At 70.0% G+C, this 15,820-nt stretch carries 8 protein-coding genes; 4 read left to right on the forward strand and 4 right to left on the reverse strand.

Annotated elements, in window-relative coordinates; genetic code table 11:
- Entirely contained in the window at positions 1 to 1,929 is a 1,929-nt protein-coding gene (locus AC2S9W_RS02755) for a heme-binding protein (RefSeq protein ID WP_486571598.1), read from the reverse strand.
- Between the two features lie 65 nt (positions 1,930 to 1,994).
- The gene (locus AC2S9W_RS02760; protein WP_486571599.1) at positions 1,995 to 3,434 is read right to left on the reverse strand and encodes a multiheme c-type cytochrome; all 1,440 of its coding nucleotides are present in this window, start codon (positions 3,432 to 3,434) and stop codon (positions 1,995 to 1,997) included.
- 269 nt (positions 3,435 to 3,703) lie between these two features.
- Here AC2S9W_RS02760 and AC2S9W_RS02765 point away from each other — a divergent pair, with 269 nt between their 5' ends.
- Positions 3,704 to 4,636 carry a tetratricopeptide repeat protein gene (locus AC2S9W_RS02765; protein WP_486571600.1) on the forward strand — a complete coding sequence of 311 codons (933 nt, stop codon included), beginning with the start codon at positions 3,704 to 3,706 and terminating at the stop codon, positions 4,634 to 4,636.
- 30 nt (positions 4,637 to 4,666) lie between these two features.
- Here AC2S9W_RS02765 and putA read toward each other — a convergent pair whose 3' ends face one another.
- Positions 4,667 to 7,759, reverse strand: coding sequence for a bifunctional proline dehydrogenase/L-glutamate gamma-semialdehyde dehydrogenase PutA (gene putA, locus AC2S9W_RS02770; protein WP_486571601.1), 3,093 nt, complete (start codon positions 7,757 to 7,759; stop codon positions 4,667 to 4,669).
- 97 nt (positions 7,760 to 7,856) lie between these two features.
- On the opposite strand from putA, the gene AC2S9W_RS02775 reads away from it, so the two are divergent.
- Positions 7,857 to 8,327, forward strand: a complete 471-nt coding sequence (locus AC2S9W_RS02775; protein WP_067186371.1) for an Lrp/AsnC family transcriptional regulator — start codon at positions 7,857 to 7,859, stop codon at positions 8,325 to 8,327.
- A gap of 293 nt (positions 8,328 to 8,620) precedes the next feature.
- On the opposite strand, the gene AC2S9W_RS02780 is transcribed toward AC2S9W_RS02775, so the two are convergent.
- Positions 8,621 to 9,169, reverse strand: a complete 549-nt coding sequence (locus AC2S9W_RS02780; RefSeq protein WP_067112583.1) for a GNAT family N-acetyltransferase — start codon at positions 9,167 to 9,169, stop codon at positions 8,621 to 8,623.
- Between the two features lie 175 nt (positions 9,170 to 9,344).
- Here AC2S9W_RS02780 and AC2S9W_RS02785 point away from each other — a divergent pair, with 175 nt between their 5' ends.
- Complete coding sequence (locus AC2S9W_RS02785; protein ID WP_076077318.1) at positions 9,345 to 10,658, forward strand: tetratricopeptide repeat protein; 1,314 nt, start codon at positions 9,345 to 9,347, stop codon at positions 10,656 to 10,658.
- Between the two features lie 19 nt (positions 10,659 to 10,677).
- Complete coding sequence (locus AC2S9W_RS02790) at positions 10,678 to 15,720, forward strand: alpha/beta hydrolase family protein (protein ID WP_104960133.1); 5,043 nt, start codon at positions 10,678 to 10,680, stop codon at positions 15,718 to 15,720.
- Positions 15,721 to 15,820 lie beyond the last annotated feature (100 nt).

Here is a 15,820-nt window from a genome sequence, read left to right on the forward strand (position 1 = left end):
CTACAGCCCGTCGCAGACATTCTGCTGCGCCGTGTCGAGGAAGGGCGCGAACGGACAGGCGATATAGCGCAGGCGCACCGTCTTGCCGTCGGCGAGGCGCACGACGACCCGGTCGGCGCGCATCGCGGCGGGCGCATTGCCGATGCCGCCGGCCCGCGCGCCGCCGTTATGCGCGCCGAGGAAGCTGATCATGTCGTCCTGGTCGATGCCATCGCCCGACACCCCGATCGCCCCGACGAGCCGGTCGCCGCGATAGATGGGAACCGAACCCGGGAAGATCTGGATGCCGTTCTGCAGGCGGTTCATGCCCGGCGCGACATCGGGCAGCGTCGTGCAGCGCTGCGGCGTGTCGGTCGCGCTCGCTCCCGACACGAAGCCGAGGTGCTGGCCGAGGTTGCCGATGATCAGCGCCGACTGGAGCCCGGTGGAAAAGGGATTGAACTGCGCGATCGGGCGTGACAGCGGCCCGTTCGGCCGCCCGACCTCGCCATCGGGGAAATAGGGGCGCGACAGATTGCCGTTCGCGCGGTCGGGGAAGGCGATTGTGCCGGTCAGCGCCGCCGGATCGTTCAGGAAGCTGCGCAGCGCAGGAACGAACTGGCGCACGTCGGCGCTAGCGTTGGCGGCGAGTTCCGCGCCCGCCTGCGCGCCCGAAAAGAAGGCGGCGGTGCGCGCCTTCTGCAAGCTGACGTCGGTGCCGAAGATCGGCGCGTCGGGCGAACGCACGATGCCGAGCGGCGCGCCGTGCGTGTCGACGACGCTGATCGACACCTGTGCGCGGCTGTCGAGCGGACGGCGAATCTGCGCGCGCGCGCGGCTCATCACCGCGAACGCCTCTTCCAGCACCGCGCGCACCTCAGCCTCGGTGAGCGGCGCGCCGTTGGTCGCGCCGTCGGTACCGGCGCGGATCGGATAGCGGTTGGCGCCGCTGCCGTCCGACAGCACGAACGCGTCGCGGTTCGAAAATTCGGCGCCGGTCGATGGCCGGATGCCCGACGCCTCGCTGCCATAGGCGGTCCCGGCGACGACCGCCGCGCCGGCATAGCCGATGACCGCGACCAGATTGCCGGCGGTGCCGTTCAAGCTAGCGAAGCTCGCGCCGCCGCCCGCCTTCAGCCCCGCATAGGTGGCGTCGGAGAAGCGCAGGGTCGTGCCGTCGATGCTGATCCGGTCGGCGGCGATGCCAACCGGCGCCTCGAACCCGCGCGTGCCGGCGAGCGCAATCGCCTCCTCGGCATCGTCGTCGATGTCGAGGATGTCGGGATCGCTGCCGTAGACGCCGTCGCCCATCACGCCGATGCCGCCGACGAGCACGCCATTCTTGTAGAGCGGGAAGCCGCCCGGATCGGCGGCGAGGCCGAGCGGCGAGCGCTTCGGCCCGATCAGTGCCGCGCCGCCCGCCGCGCCGAAGCGCGCCGACAGGTCGCTGCACGGCAACTGGCTGAACTGCACCCCGAACAGCGGTCCGCTTTCCAGCCCCACGGTGGTCGGCGCGGGCGGGAAATGCTGCTGGACGATCTGGCTCGCAGTGCGGGTCGAAAAGGCGTTGCCGCCGCTCGACAGGTAGGCGCCGGTGATCGCCTTGGCGATCGCGCCGCCCTCGGCCGGGAAGGTGACGTTCTGCGCGTCGATGCTGTCGCCGTTCGGCGCCTGCGAGGTCGTCGCGGTCGCGCGCGCGCCGGTCATGCGAAAGACGCCCAGGACATTGCCAACGCGGTCGGTCACCGCGATCACCGACGGCAGGCCGCGCGCCTGCGCCTCTGCAATCGCCTGCGCGAGGATCGTCTGCACGTCGGCGACGCTCAGCGCTTCGGCGGCGGGCGGGACATAGACGCCGGTCGGCGTCGGCGTGGGGACCGGGGTCGGGGCGGGCGACGGGGTCGGCGTCGAACTGCCGTCACCGCACGAGGCGAGCAGCAGCGCGGCCATGACCGCCTGCGCGGAGGCACGGAAAAGGAACGGGCGGAAAAGAGGCGCGCGGATCGTCATCGCCCTCACCGCAGCGCCCGGATCGCTTGCACCGCGCGACCCAGCGCCGCCTGGAATTCGGACGGCTTGTAGCCGTTGGGGTCGGCGACCGCGGTATAGGCGCGGTCGATGTCGCTGCGGATGCCCGCCGCCGCGCCGACCGTGACGCGCCCCGAAGAGACCATCGCGCCGAGCAGCGTGTCGACCCCCATCACCGCCTGCTGCGACCCCGCATAGTCGGTGAAGCGGTCGCTGACCGCCTTCGCGGCGATCGCGTCGACCATCGTGAACGTATCGGTGCCGGCGAAACGGCGCGCGGCGAAGGCGCCCTTGAGCGCCGCGACCGTCTGCGCGAGCTGCGCCGCCGCGGCGACGGCGCTCGGCCGGTCGGTCGCCATCGCCCGGTGGAACGCCGCGCTGCGCACCGCGAGCTGGTCGGCCAGCGCCGGCGCCGCGACGCGCGCCGCCGCCGCCAGCATGATCAGATTCTCGTCATTATAGGGCGGCATGCCCTCGGGGATGCCGGGGCGGCCCGGATTGTCGAGACTCGTCTTCACCGGCTTCGCCTGGTCGTAGATGCGGCGGTGGCAGCTGTGGCAGTCGAGGAAAAAGAATTCGGGAAAAATCCCTTCGGTCCCGCGCTTCGACTGGAACAGCGCGAGGCTGCGTTCGAGCGCGGTCGCCTGCCCCACCGCCCACATCTGGACGTGATCGGTGCGCGCCGACGGCGCCCCGAACTTGCGCCAGCCATAATCCTCATCCTCCTGATGATGCGCCTGGAGCGAGGAAAAGAGGTCGAGTTCGAACGCGATGCGCGGATGCCCCGCGGCCATGATGCGGTGGGTGACGAACTGCCCCTCGCCCGCCGCGCCGAAATGGCAATCGACGCACACGCCGGCGCGCACCACCGGGTCCTCCAGCTTGCGCAGGCCGGCGCGCAGGTTCGCCAGATGCTTCTCGCGCATCTCCGCCCCCGGATTGGCGTTGGTGCCGACGCCGGCATAATGGCTCGCGATCCAGCCGCCCGCCGGACCGTGGCACGATTCGCAGCTCACCCCGTCGGCGAGCGGCGCGGTGCCGCGGCTGACGGCGGCGTCGCTGTGACAGCCGAGGCACATCGGCGCCCGCGCCGGATCGCCGATGCCGAGGTTGCGCGCGATGAACTGGCTGCGGCCATTGCCGAGCACCGCCCAGGCGCGGCTGTGTGCGCCGCCGGGGGTGGAGGGGTCCTGCCAGCGCATCAGCTCGTCCTGGCGAACGACGGTGCCGTCGCCTTCCATCCGGCCGTGGCAGGTCGAGCCCGCGCAGGAGGCGACGCCCAGAAAGCGCCCGCCGCTTTCACCCTGCGACCGCGCGGGCGGCGCGGCGATCAGGGCCGCCGCCGTCAGCGCGAGCAGCAGCGCCGCAAGGGCCGCCATCGCGGCCCACGGCCGGTCGCTGCGCCCCGTGCCAGCGTGCATCCTCATTCCCGCCATCCCCCGTTGCCCCGTTCGTGCCCTAGGGTCTGGACCGGCGCCGCGCAAGCGGCCGGGTCGCGGCGTCGCCCTCCGTCACCGTCGATCGATCGACGTGGTCTGAAACTGCCATGGCACCTGCCCCCTGCAAATCGGGAAATCCGGTGCGACCCCTTGTTTTGCGATTTTATCGTTGACCGACCTTGATCCTCAAAGGCTACACCATCGCCGGGCAAAGGCAATATGCCTGCGATCACAGCCGGGATTTTCGAGGGGCAAAAATGAACGAGAGCAAGAAGATGACGGCCACCAATCGTGCGATCCTGATCGCCGCCTTCCTGCTGCTCGCGGGCGCCGTCGGCTATGCGCTGTGGCGCGATGCGCGGTCCGCGGCCGGCGTCCCGGCGGGAATGACCGCCGCCGACGCGCCGCCATCCGACCGCCTCGCCGCGCTCGAGGCGCGGACCCGAAGCAACCCCGGCGACGCCGAGGCATGGACCGCGCTCGGCGCGGCGCGCTTCGACCTCGAGGATTATCCGGGGGCCGCCGAAGCCTATGAACGGGCCGTCACCCTCGCGCCGAAATCGGCGGGGTTGTGGTCGGCGCTAGGCGAGGCGCGCGCCTATGCGAGCAAGCGCGACCCGCTGCCCCCCGCGGCGCTCGAGGCGTTCGAAAAAGCGATCGCGCTCGATGCGCAGGACCCGCGCGCGCGCTATTTCATGGCGGTGAAAAAGGATCTGGCGGGCGACCACCGGGGCGCGATCGACGCCTGGTTCGCGCTGCTCGCCGACACGCCGCAGGGCGCGCCGTGGGAAGCCGACCTGCGCCGCACGATCGAGCAGGTCGGCGCGATCCACAAGATCGACGTCGCGCCCCGCCTTGCCGCGACGCAGGCGCGCCCGCTGAAAGCCGAGGAGATGCCCGTTGCCGCGCGCGCGATCCCCGGCCCCAGCCGCGCCGACATGGAAGCCGCCTCGCAGCTTCCCAAGGGCCAGCAGGACGCGATGATCGAGGGCATGGTCGCCAGCCTCGAAGCGAAGCTGAAGGCCGACCCGTCCGACGTCGACCGCTGGATCATGCTGATGCGCAGCCGCATGACGCTGGGCGAGACCGCGAAGGCGGCGCAGGCGCTGAAGGACGGCGTCGCCGCCAACCCCGCGGCGGCGGCGCGGATCAAGGCGCAGGCGCAGATGCTGGGCGTGCCGGGGGCGTGAGTTTCCGTTTCAGGCGGAGGCGCGAAACGCCTATCCCGCCATCAGCGCCGCATTGCCGCCCGCGGCGGTGATGTCGGTCGAGATCGACTTTTCCTCCGCGAAACGGTGCAGATAGTGCGGGCCGCCGGCTTTCGGACCGGTGCCCGACAGGCCGCGGCCGCCGAAGGGCTGCGAGCCGACGATCGCGCCGATCTGGTTGCGGTTGACATAGACGTTGCCGACCTGCGCGCGCGCCGCGACATGCGCCGCGACCGCATCGATACGGGTATGGATGCCGAGCGTCAGGCCGTAGCCCGAGGCGTTGATCGCATCGATCAGCGCGTCGAGTTCGCCGCCCTTCCACGTCGCGACATGCAGCACGGGGCCGAAAATCTCGCGCTTGAGGTCGGTGACATGGTCGAGCCGGATCATCACCGGTGGCACGAAGGTCCCGCCGTCGGGCAGCACCGTCCGTGCGGCTTCGGCGATCACGCGGCCGGCGCTGCGCGCCTCGGCGACATAGGCGGCGATATTCGCCTGCGCCTCGGCATCGATGATCGGGCCGACGTCGGTCGAGAGGATCGCCGGATCGCCGACGTTCAGTTCGGCCATCGCACCCGCGACGATCGCGATCATCGTCTCCGCCACATCCTCCTGCACGCACAGCAGGCGCAGCGCCGAGCAGCGCTGCCCCGCCGACTGGAACGCCGACGCCACCGCGTCGCGCGCCACCTGTTCGGGCAGCGCGGTCGAATCGACGATCATCGCGTTGGCGCCGCCGGTTTCGGCGATCAGCGTCGCGATCGGGCCGTCGCGCCCGGCGAGGCCGCGGTTGATCATCCGCGCGACCTCGGTCGATCCCGTGAAGGCGACGCCGATCAGGTCCGGGTGCCCGGTCAGCGCCGCGCCGACCGTTTCGCCGCGTCCGGGCAGATAGTGGAGCACGTCGCCCGGCACGCCGGCTTCGAGCAGCAGCGCCACCGCGGCATGCGCGATCAGGGGGGTCTGTTCGGCGGGCTTGGCGAGCACCGCATTGCCCGCGGCGAGCGCCGCCGACACCTGGCCGAGGAAGATGGCGAGCGGGAAGTTCCACGGGCTGATGCAGGCAAAGACGCCCTTGCCCTCGAGCATCAGTTCGTTGCGCTCGCCCGTCGGGCCGGGGAGCGCGACGGGATGGGCGAAATCGGCGCGCGCCTGCGCCGCGTAATAGCGCAGGAAATCGGTCGCCTCGCGCACCTCGGCGATCGCGTCGGCGAGCGTCTTGCCCGCCTCGTCCATCGCAAGACCGAGGAAGAAGGCGTCGCGTTCCTCGAGCAGGTCGGCGGCGCGTTCGAGCCGTTCGGCGCGGAAGGCGCCGCCGGCGAGGCTCCAGTCGCGTTGCGCGGCGCGCGCCGTCGCGACCGCCGCGTCGACCGCCGCGGCGTCGGCCTCGATCACCTGGCCGACGATCGCGCCGGTCGCGGGATTGCGCACCGGCTCGGGCCGGCCATCCCGCGCCGCGCCGCCAACAATCGGCGCGGCGACCACATCGCCGCGCCGCGCCCCGGCGATCGCGGCCATCAGCGCCTCCGGCACTCCCGGATCGCCGAGGTCATAGCCGCGCGAATTGCGCCGCGCCGGGTCGAACAGGTGCAGCCCGGTGGGGATGGTCGTCGGGACGCTCGCGATGCTGCGCGGGTCGACCGCAAGGTCTTCCGCGGTCACCTCAGGATCGGAGAACTGGTGCACGAAGCTGGAGTTGGCGCCGTTTTCGAGCAGCCGGCGGACGAGATAGGCGAGCAGGTCGCGGTGCGTGCCCACCGGCGCATAGACGCGCACCGGGCGCGGCGGCGGCGACAGCGCGAGGATCGCGTCGTGGGCGCCCTCGCCCATGCCGTGCAGGCGCTGCAATTCGTAATCGGCGCCGTCGAACAGTTCGGCGACGAAGGCCAGCGTCATCGCATTGTGGCTGGCGAAGGCGGGGAACAGGCAGTCCTGGCATTCGCGCAGGATCTGCGCGCAGACCATATAGTTGAGATCGGTGTGATTCTTCGCGGTGAACACCGGGAAATCGTCGAGGCCCAGCGTCTGCGCGCGCTTGATCTCGGTATCCCAATAGGCCCCCTTGACGAGCCGCATCGACAGCTTGACCCCGCGCGCCCGCGCCTTGGCGGCGACCCAGCGGATCACTTCGGGCGCGCGCGGCTGATAGGCCTGGATGACGATGCCGAGCCCGACCCAGTCGTCGGCCAGCCCCGCGTCGATCAGCGCGGCATAAACGTCCATATGCGGTTCGAGCCGGTCGCTTTCCTCGGCGTCGATCATCAGCGGGATGTTGACCGCGCGCGCGGCGCGCGCGAGTTCGACGACATTGGGGACCAGCTCGTCGCGGACGCGGTCGCCCTGCAGATATTCGTAGCGCGGGTGGAGCGCCGACAGCTTGATCGATATGCCGTGGTTGGCGAAGGGATCGCCCGGTCGGGCGTCGCGGCCGATGCGCGCGATCGCCGCGGCATAGCTGTCGTAATAGCGTCGCGCATCCTCCGCGGTGCGCGCCGCCTCGCCCAGCATGTCGAAGCTCGCAAGCTCCGTCTTCGCCTTGTCGGCGCGCTTGACCGCGGCATCGATCGTCTGGCCCATCACGAACTGCTGGCCGAGCAGCTTCATCGCAGCGAGCGCTGCCTGCCGGATCACCGGCTCGCCCGAGCGCCTGACCATCGCCTTGAGCAGGGTCAGCGGGTTTGCCTTGCTGCCGAGCGCGTCGAGCATCAGCGTCGCCGAACCGAGCGACAGGCCGCGCGCCGACAGCGCGACGATCAGCGGGCTGTCCTCGTCCTCGCCCTCGTTCCAGCGGCGTCCGGCGATCTTGTCGCGAATCAGCGCATTGGCGGTCGCGCTGTCGGGAACGCGCAGCAGCGCCTCGGCGAGGCACATCAGCACGACGCCTTCCTCGGTCGAAAGACGGTAGCGATTCATCAGCTGCGCGACGAGCGTCTCGCGCTCGCCCTCGGCCTTCGCCTTGCGAATCAGCGCGAGACCACGCCGCGTCGTCGCCTCGACAGTCGCGGGCGAATCCGCCAGCGCACGCCGCAGATCGGTGACGATTTCGGTTTCGGGACGGCGAGCGAGGGCGCGAAGAGCCGCGCGGTCGGGGGCGATGGTCATGGCTCGTCATAACAGAAAGCTATTGGTCGATCTGCCCTGATATGAAGCAATTATTTTACGGTTTGACCAAAATATGGACAGAAGTTAGGCAAAATGGATGAAGAAAGACGGCATCATAGTGGAATTGGATGAGTTCGACCGCAAGATCATCGCGATCCTGGGGCGCGACGGACGCATCACCTATACCGAGCTCGCGCAGCGCGTCGGCCTGTCGAAGACGCCGTGCCAGCAGCGGGTCAGGCGCCTGGTCGACAGCGGGCTGATCATCGGTTTCCGGGCGATCGTCGATCCCGCCAAGGTCGGCCTCGACCATGTCGCCTTCGCCGAGGTCAAGCTTTCCGACACGCGCGAGGAGGCGCTGCGCGAATTCAACGCGGCGGTGCGCCGGATTCCCGAGGTCGAGGAATGCCACATGATCGCGAGCGGCTTCGACTATCTGCTCAAGGTCCGCACCCCCGACATCCGCCGCTATCGCATTGTGCTGGGCGAGAAGATTTCGAGCCTGCCGCACGTCGCAAGCACCTCGACCTTCGTCGCGATGGAGACGATCTGCGAATCGGCGCGCTAGGACGGATCGTCCTGGCTTGCAGAGCCGCGTGCTCCCGCGCAGGCGGGAGCCCAGAGCTTCGAAGAGCCGGGGCCGGCATCACATCGCTCTGGGTCCCCACCTTCGCGGGGACACGGCGTGGTTCATCCAGACATGATGACGCCGCCAGACTCTGTCCTGTCTGGCTTGAAATCGAACCCATCCCCTGAAGGGGAGGGGCTTATCAGGCCGCCTCAACCTGGACAGGACAGATCATAAGATACCGGTTTTGATTCACGCGCTCCGACGCGCATCGGAGGCCGCAGCGAAAGGCGTCAGGGCGCCGCAGGGGTAAGCGGCTTGACCATGCGCAGCAGCGGGATGTCGACGCTTCCGACGCGGTCGAGCACCGCCTCCTTCGGCCGATAGCCGCAGGCACGATAGAGCGGCTCGCCCGCCATCGTCGCCATCAGCTCCGCCGCGCGGAAACCCGCCGCGGCCGCCGCCGTCTCCGCCGCCGCCAGGATATGGCGTCCGACCCCGCGCCGCGTAAAATCGGGGTGGGTATACATGGCGCGTACCCGCGCCGCCTCGTGCGCCGGGTCGAGCAGGCGCGGTTCGCGCAGCCCCGCGCTTGCGTCGTTGCCATAGAGGGTGGCGCGCCGGCTCCAGCCCCCGCACCCGGCGACGCATCCGTCGATCTCGACCAGGAAATAGGTGCCGTCCTCGACGAGCTGTCGATCGAGCCCCATGATCGCATGGCTCGCGGCGACCTGCGCGGGATCGAGAAAACCCTGCTGCAACTCGTCGATCGCGCGGGTCATCACCCCGCGCATCGCGGCAAGATCGTCGAAGGTCGCAAGGCGGCAGGACAGGTCGGACATGGCAGCCATCGGGAGGAAGAGGAAACCGCCCTGCGCCTTCGGACCGCGACCCGCAAGCCCCGTTTTCCCATCTCCTGTCAGCCTTTGTCATCATTGCGACGAACATCGTCACCGGACAGGACCCCCGCCCGAATCCTAGATCGTGCCGGACCCAACGACCGGACGGATTCACCCTATGCCGAACAGATTCCTGACCCTTGCCGCGCCGATCGGGCTGGCGCTGCTCGCGCCGCTGGCCGCGCAGCCGGCGCTCGCGGCCCAAGCGCCCCCAACCGCCGCCCCCGCCAACCCGGCCGCCGGCGTCTATGCCGAACTTGCCGCCGAAGCCGACCGGCGTGCCGGCGATCCCGATTTCGACTATCGGCTCGGCATCGCCGCGCTCGACGCGGGCCATTATGGCGAGGCGGTGATCGCGCTGCAGCGCGTCCTCGCGGTGCAGCCCGGCAATGCGCCGGCGCGCGCCGAACTGGCGCGCGCCTATGCGATGGCGGGCGACATCGACACCGCGCGGCAGGAATTCGCGACCGTGGTCGACGATCCCAGCCTGCCCGATCCGGTGCGCCAGCGCTTCACCGGCTTCGTTCGCCAGTTCGACCGGCAGATCGGGGGCGGCGGGTCCGACGTGTCGGGGTTCCTCGACGTCCGCGCCGGCTATGACGACAATATCAACGCCGCGACCGACCTGACCACCATCGTCATCCCGTTGTTCAGCTTCCTCGGCCCCGGCACGCTCGGGCCGGGCGCGGTGGCGCGCGGCGACGAATATTACGAGATACAGGGCGGCGTATCGGGCGTCACCGCGATCGGGCGGCAGGACCGGCTGTTCGCCAGCGCGCTCGGCAACTGGCGCGACAATGTCGACAGCCGCGCCTTCGACCAGGCGGCGCTGACCGGCACCGCGGGCTATGCCCACAGCTTCGCCAACCGCGACGTCGTCTCGCTGTCGGGGCAGGTGCAGAAATTCTGGCTCGGCCACGACGGCTACCGCACCTCTTACGGCGTCATCGGCCAATATACGAAACCGCTCGCCGGCGGCCGCGCGCTGACCCTGTCGGCGCAGTGGAACCGGTTCGATTACGACGGCGCGCCGCTGCGCGACGCCGACCGCTATGCCGTCGGCGTCGGCTATGTGACGCGCACGCTCGCCGCGGGCGTGTCGGGCGGCAAGGAAGAGACGCGCCGGCAGGTGGGCGACGCCGAATCGAACTGGTTCGCCGGCGCGAACATCGGCGGTGAATTTCCCGTCGCGGCCAAGGTGGCGCTGGTCGCCGGCGCCGCCTTCGACCTGCGCCGCTACGACCAGCCCGACGCGCTGTTCCTGACCCGCCGCAAGGACGAGCGGGTCGATTTGACCGCCGGGGTCAAGGTCGCGCTGACCGACGCCCTCTTCTTCCAGCCGCGCGCCACCTGGTCGCGCAACTGGAGCAACATCGCCCTTTACGATTACGAGCGCTGGACCGTGTCGGCCGGCCTCCGCCTCGAATTCTGATCCGCGGGAGAATATCGCCATGACCCCTAATCCGAAGCTTCGCCTCGGCGCCGCGCTGATGGTCACCGCCTCCAGCCTGTCGCTCGCCACCCCCGCGTTCGCCGCGCACATCCTCTTCTCGTCGAAAGGCGAGACGCAGCCGCAGATCGGCGAGCGGGTCAACCAGATCGCGGGGCTGAAGCAGGTCCGGCTGGACAATGGCGCCGTCGTGTCGGTGCTCGACACCGCCGACTATCGCATCAATGCCGACGGGTCGGTCGACCTCTATGCCGGCAGCGTGACGGTCGCCGGGGGCGACGCCACGACGATCGTGCGGATGCCCGACGGGGTCGAGGGCCGCGTGACCGGGCGCGGATCGGCGGCGAGCTTCAGCGTCGCCGCCGACGGCGCCGCGCGCGGCCATGTGCTGACCGGACAGGCCTTCATCGGCCGCGCCGACGCGCTGCGCCGTTTCGGCACCGGCGAGATGTTCGCCGTCGCGCCGGGCAGGAAGCCCGAGCTAGTCGTGTCAAACGGGGCGCAGACCACCCCCGACGCGAGCGATGATGCGGCGCAGGTCGCCGACATGGCGGCGGACGGCCCGGCGGCGGCGGCGCAGAACGGCGTGCCGGTGACGCTGGGCGACGCGCTCGCCGCAGCGGGCGCGTCGAGCGACATATTGGCGGCGGCACGACGCGTCGACGCCGCGGTCGCCAACCCCGCGATCGAACGCTTTCCGAGCGGCGACCTCGCGCGGCTGGTCGCCGCCGCGGGCGGGCTGGAGCGCGCCTATGGCGGCACGCCCTTCCCCGCCGCGCAGGCCGACATCATCCGCACCTATCTGGGCTGGCTCGCCTCGGGGCGCGGCGGTGCCGACTTCCTCACCGCCTATGCCGGCTTCCTCGGCCAGTATCTCGACCTGATCCGCTCAGGCGCGGCGCCGTCGCGCTTCGAACGCGCGAGCCTTGCCGACATCAACGCCTTCCTCGCCTATGCGGCGCGCAGCGGACGGCTCGCCGAACTCGCCGCACGCGACCGGACGCTGGTCGACGCCTATCTCGCCTTCCTGCGCGGCGGCGGCGATCCCGACCGCTTCGGGCAAGGCTTCACCGAACTGACGCAGGCCTATTTCGCCTTCATCCGCGGCGGCGGCGTGCCGGCCGATTTCACGCAGGCGAGCGCCGCGACGCTCGATGCCTATATCCGCTTCCTGTCCGACAGCGGGCTGGCCGAGGCGCTGAGCGCGGCCGACCGCGCGCTGCTCGCCGCCTATCTCGACAAGGGCGGCCTCGCCTTCGCAGGCCAGTATCGCAACGCGCTCGACGCCTATTTCGCATGGCTGGCAAGCGGCCGCCTGCCGAGCGGCTATGCCGCGCTCGACGCGGCGACGCTGCGCGCCTATCTCGAGACGCTGTCGAGCGCCGGGCTGCTGACGACGCTGGCGGGCGACAAGGCGCAATTCTATGCCGCCTATCTCGCCTTCCTCCAGGGCGGCGGCGCGCCCGACGCCTTTGCCGGCCTGCCCGCCAATGTCTTCGCGGGCTATGCCAGCCAGCTCGACGCCTATTTCGCCTTTCTTGCCGCGGGCAACCTGCCCTCGGCCTACAGCGGCGCCGATCTCGCGCAGCTCCAGGCCTGGCTCGCGCAGCTCCAGGCGGCGGGCGCGCTCGACCGCTTCCTCGGCGAGCGGGCCGATTTCTTCGCCGCCTATCTGGCGTTCCTTCAGGGAGGCGGCCAGGCCGATGCCTTCGCGGGGCTCAACGCAAACGTCTTTACGGGCTATGCTCAGGCGCTCGCGGCCTATTACGACTATCTGGCGCGCGGCGGTGTGCCGTCGGGCTATACTGCGCTGACGCAGGCGCAAATCCGCGCCTATCTGGCCGCGCTCGACAGCGCGGGGGCGAGCGGGGCCTTCCTCGACAGCCTCGCCGATTTCTATGCCGGCTATTTCGCCTTCGTCGCCGGCGGCGGCGATCCCGACCTGTTCGCCGGACTGCCGGTGCCGCCCGATTATCCCGCCTTCGCCGCCGCGCTCAACGGCTATGCGGCCTTCCTCGCGGGCGGTGGACTGCCCGCCGATTATGACGCGCAGAGCCTCGCGACGCTGCGCGCCTATCTCTCGGCGATCGCCGCGGCGGGGCAGACGGGCGACCTGCTCGGCGCCAATGCCGGGCTGCTCGACGCCTATTTCGCCTATCTGGCCGGCGGCGGCGCGCCCAACGGCTTCGCCGGGCTGCCCGTCTATGCCGACTATGTCGCGGCGCTGAACGCCTATTACGCCTATCTCGCCGGCGGCGGCCTGCCGACGGGCTATGCGGCGCTGACGCAGGCGCAGATCAACGCCTATCTCGCGGCGCTCGACGCGGCGGGTGGCTTCGCCTCGCACGCGAGCCTCAACGCCTTCTTCGCGCAATATTACGCCTTCGTGCGCGCCGGCGGCGATCCGCTGAAATATGCCGCCCTGCCCGTCTATTCGGACTATCTCGCCGCCGTGCAGGCCTGGTACGCCTTCGTTCTCGGCGGTGGGCGGCCGTCCGACTATGCGGCGCTGACCCCCGAACAGATCGAAACCTATCTGGCGCTGCTCGGCGACGCGGGGGTGCTTCAGGCGCAGCTTTCCGACACGGCGCTCGTCTTCCTGACCGACTATCTCGCCTGGCTGGGCACCGGCGCCGACCCCGACCAGTTCGCCGGCCTGCCGGTCAACACGCCCCCGGACCCGCAATATAATAGCGTCCCCCAGCCGCCGCGGCTTGCCTATGCGGGCGGCTTCAATCCGGCGACGGCGGCGGTCAATTTCGTCACCACGCTGAACGTCGGCAACGGGCAGACGGTGCCCGGCAGCGAAGCCGGCTTCACGACCACCGCCTATGCGCTGGACGGCGACGGCGGCCTGACCAGCTACACGCGGGCGGGCGGCGTCACACGCACCAGGGGGACGACGACGGTCACCGACATATCGGGCAACGCCGACATCGTGATCGGCCGCTGGAGCGACGGCGTCAGCACGGGCGCGAATCCCTTCACGCTCAGCGCAGCCCAAGGCTTCCACTATCTGCTCGCGCGGCCGGTCGATGCGGGCTTCGCGCTGCCTGCGCAGGGCGTCATCGCCTATGACCTGCTCGCCGCGACGCGGCCGACGATGGTCGACGGCTCGCTGCCGGCGGGCGGCTTCGCCGGCGACATGGCGATCGTCCTCGGCGCCGCGCCCAAGGTCGCCTTCGACGCCACGGTGACGATGCCCGGCCTCGTCGGTCAGCCCGACCGGACGTTCCGCTATGCGACCGCCGGCGGCGTGACCGACCCGACCCAGTCCCAGACCGCGCTGACCCTGGCGAGCGGCGGCAATTTCCGCATCCTCGTCCCCGGCGTCGCCGGGGCCGATTGCCAGACGACCAATTGCCAGTTCGACGCCAGCGGCGTCTTTGCCGGCAACGCGAACCAGCTCGGCCTGACCTATGCCGCCCATAATGATCTGGGCAGCGCCAAGGCGGCGATCGGCGCGGCGATCTTCGGCAACGGCACGCTTTCGGGCGGTCCGCCGCCCGAGCCGACCTTCGTGACCGCCAACCTTCTGAGTTCGGAGGCACGGCTCAGCTCGACCTACGACGCCTATACCATCCACCCGATCAACCTGTCGGTCACCTCCAGCCCCAATGCGAACCAGGGGTACGAGATCGACGCGAGCGGCGCGATCGTCGGCGTGCGCACGATCGGCACCTATGGCGGGTACGACCGGATCGGCACCGCGACGCACGCCGACAGCGGGGCGAGCGACAGCGGCGTCCTGCAATGGACGCGCTGGACCGGCGGCCTGCTCGACATGCGGCGCAACGCCGGCACCGGCGGTCGCGGGCCCGTCACGCTGTCCGACAACCAGGGCTATCACTTCATCGTCGGAGCCCCGGCCACCAACCTGCCCGCTTCGGGGCGCGTCGACTATCAGCTCGTCGGCGGCACACGGCCGACGCAGGGCTATGGCGCGGCTGCGCCGGGCACGCTGGTCAGCGGCGCCGCGGCGGTGCAGTTCGGCACGCAGGCCAAGGTCGGGATCGACCTGGTGTTCGACTATAACAGCGATCGCTTCACGGCCCGGACCGCCGGGGGGCTCGCCAATCTGTCGGCGAGCGAGCTTTCGCTCTCCAACGGGGCCTTCTATGCCATTGGCGCGAACGGCAATGTGACGAGCACGGGCGGCACCTGCACCACCAGCTGCCGGGCGATCTGGAGCGGCTTCCTCGCGGGCCCCGCGGGCAAGGAAATGGGCCTCGAATATGTCGTCCAGCTGGGAACTTCGACCAACGAGGTGATCGGCGTCGCGGCCTTCGAGGCACAGCCCGCCCCGACCTTCTCGACCGGCGAATATACCAACCAATATGTGCTCAACGTGACCTACGCCCGGACCAACGACTCCGCCTATAATTCAAAGGTCACCTATGACGCGAACGGGATGGTCACCCAATGGACGCGCAGCAACGGATCGCCGGTCGGCGTCCTGCCGGAGCATCGCGGGCCGGCAGAGGAAAGCGGCAGCGTCAACGGCGTGATCGGCTGGGCACGCTGGCTCGACGTCAATAATATCGGGGCCGGCAACCCCAAGCTGCCCAATTCGGGCAATCCAATCCTGACGGGCACGCTGGCATCGGCGCTGCCGACCAGCGGCGGGGTCGAATATCAACTGATCGGCCAGACGCGGCCGGTCGACCGCGCGGGTAATCTGGAACCCGGCACCTTCACCGGCAACCTTGCGGTCGATTTCGCGACGAAAAAGGTCGGTTTCGATTTCGCCGTCGCCATCGATCAATATGGATGGGAAGTCCGAACCGCTGGCGGCGCGGCCAACCCGGCCAACGGCGGCCAGAACCTGTTGGGACTCGACCGGACCGCGTTCGAAGGCGCCCCGATGATCAGCGGAACGACCGCCGCGAGCTGCACGGTCAGCTGTTCGAGCGATGTGCGCGGCGCCCTGTTCGGACCGGGGGCATCGCATGTCGGCCTCGGCTATGCGATCAAGGACGGAAGCCTGGCGGTCAGCGGCGTCGCGACCTTCGCCGCGCAACCCCCCGCGCCCCCGGTGCCCTGAGATCGCCGGTCCCTAACGGCGATTGTCATCTCTCTGACAGCCTTGGTGTGTGGGCCGCGCCGGCCGTGCCCGGCATGATCGGCGCGACCCACAAGCCAAG

It is taken from the genome of Sphingopyxis sp. 550B (assembly GCF_057401805.1).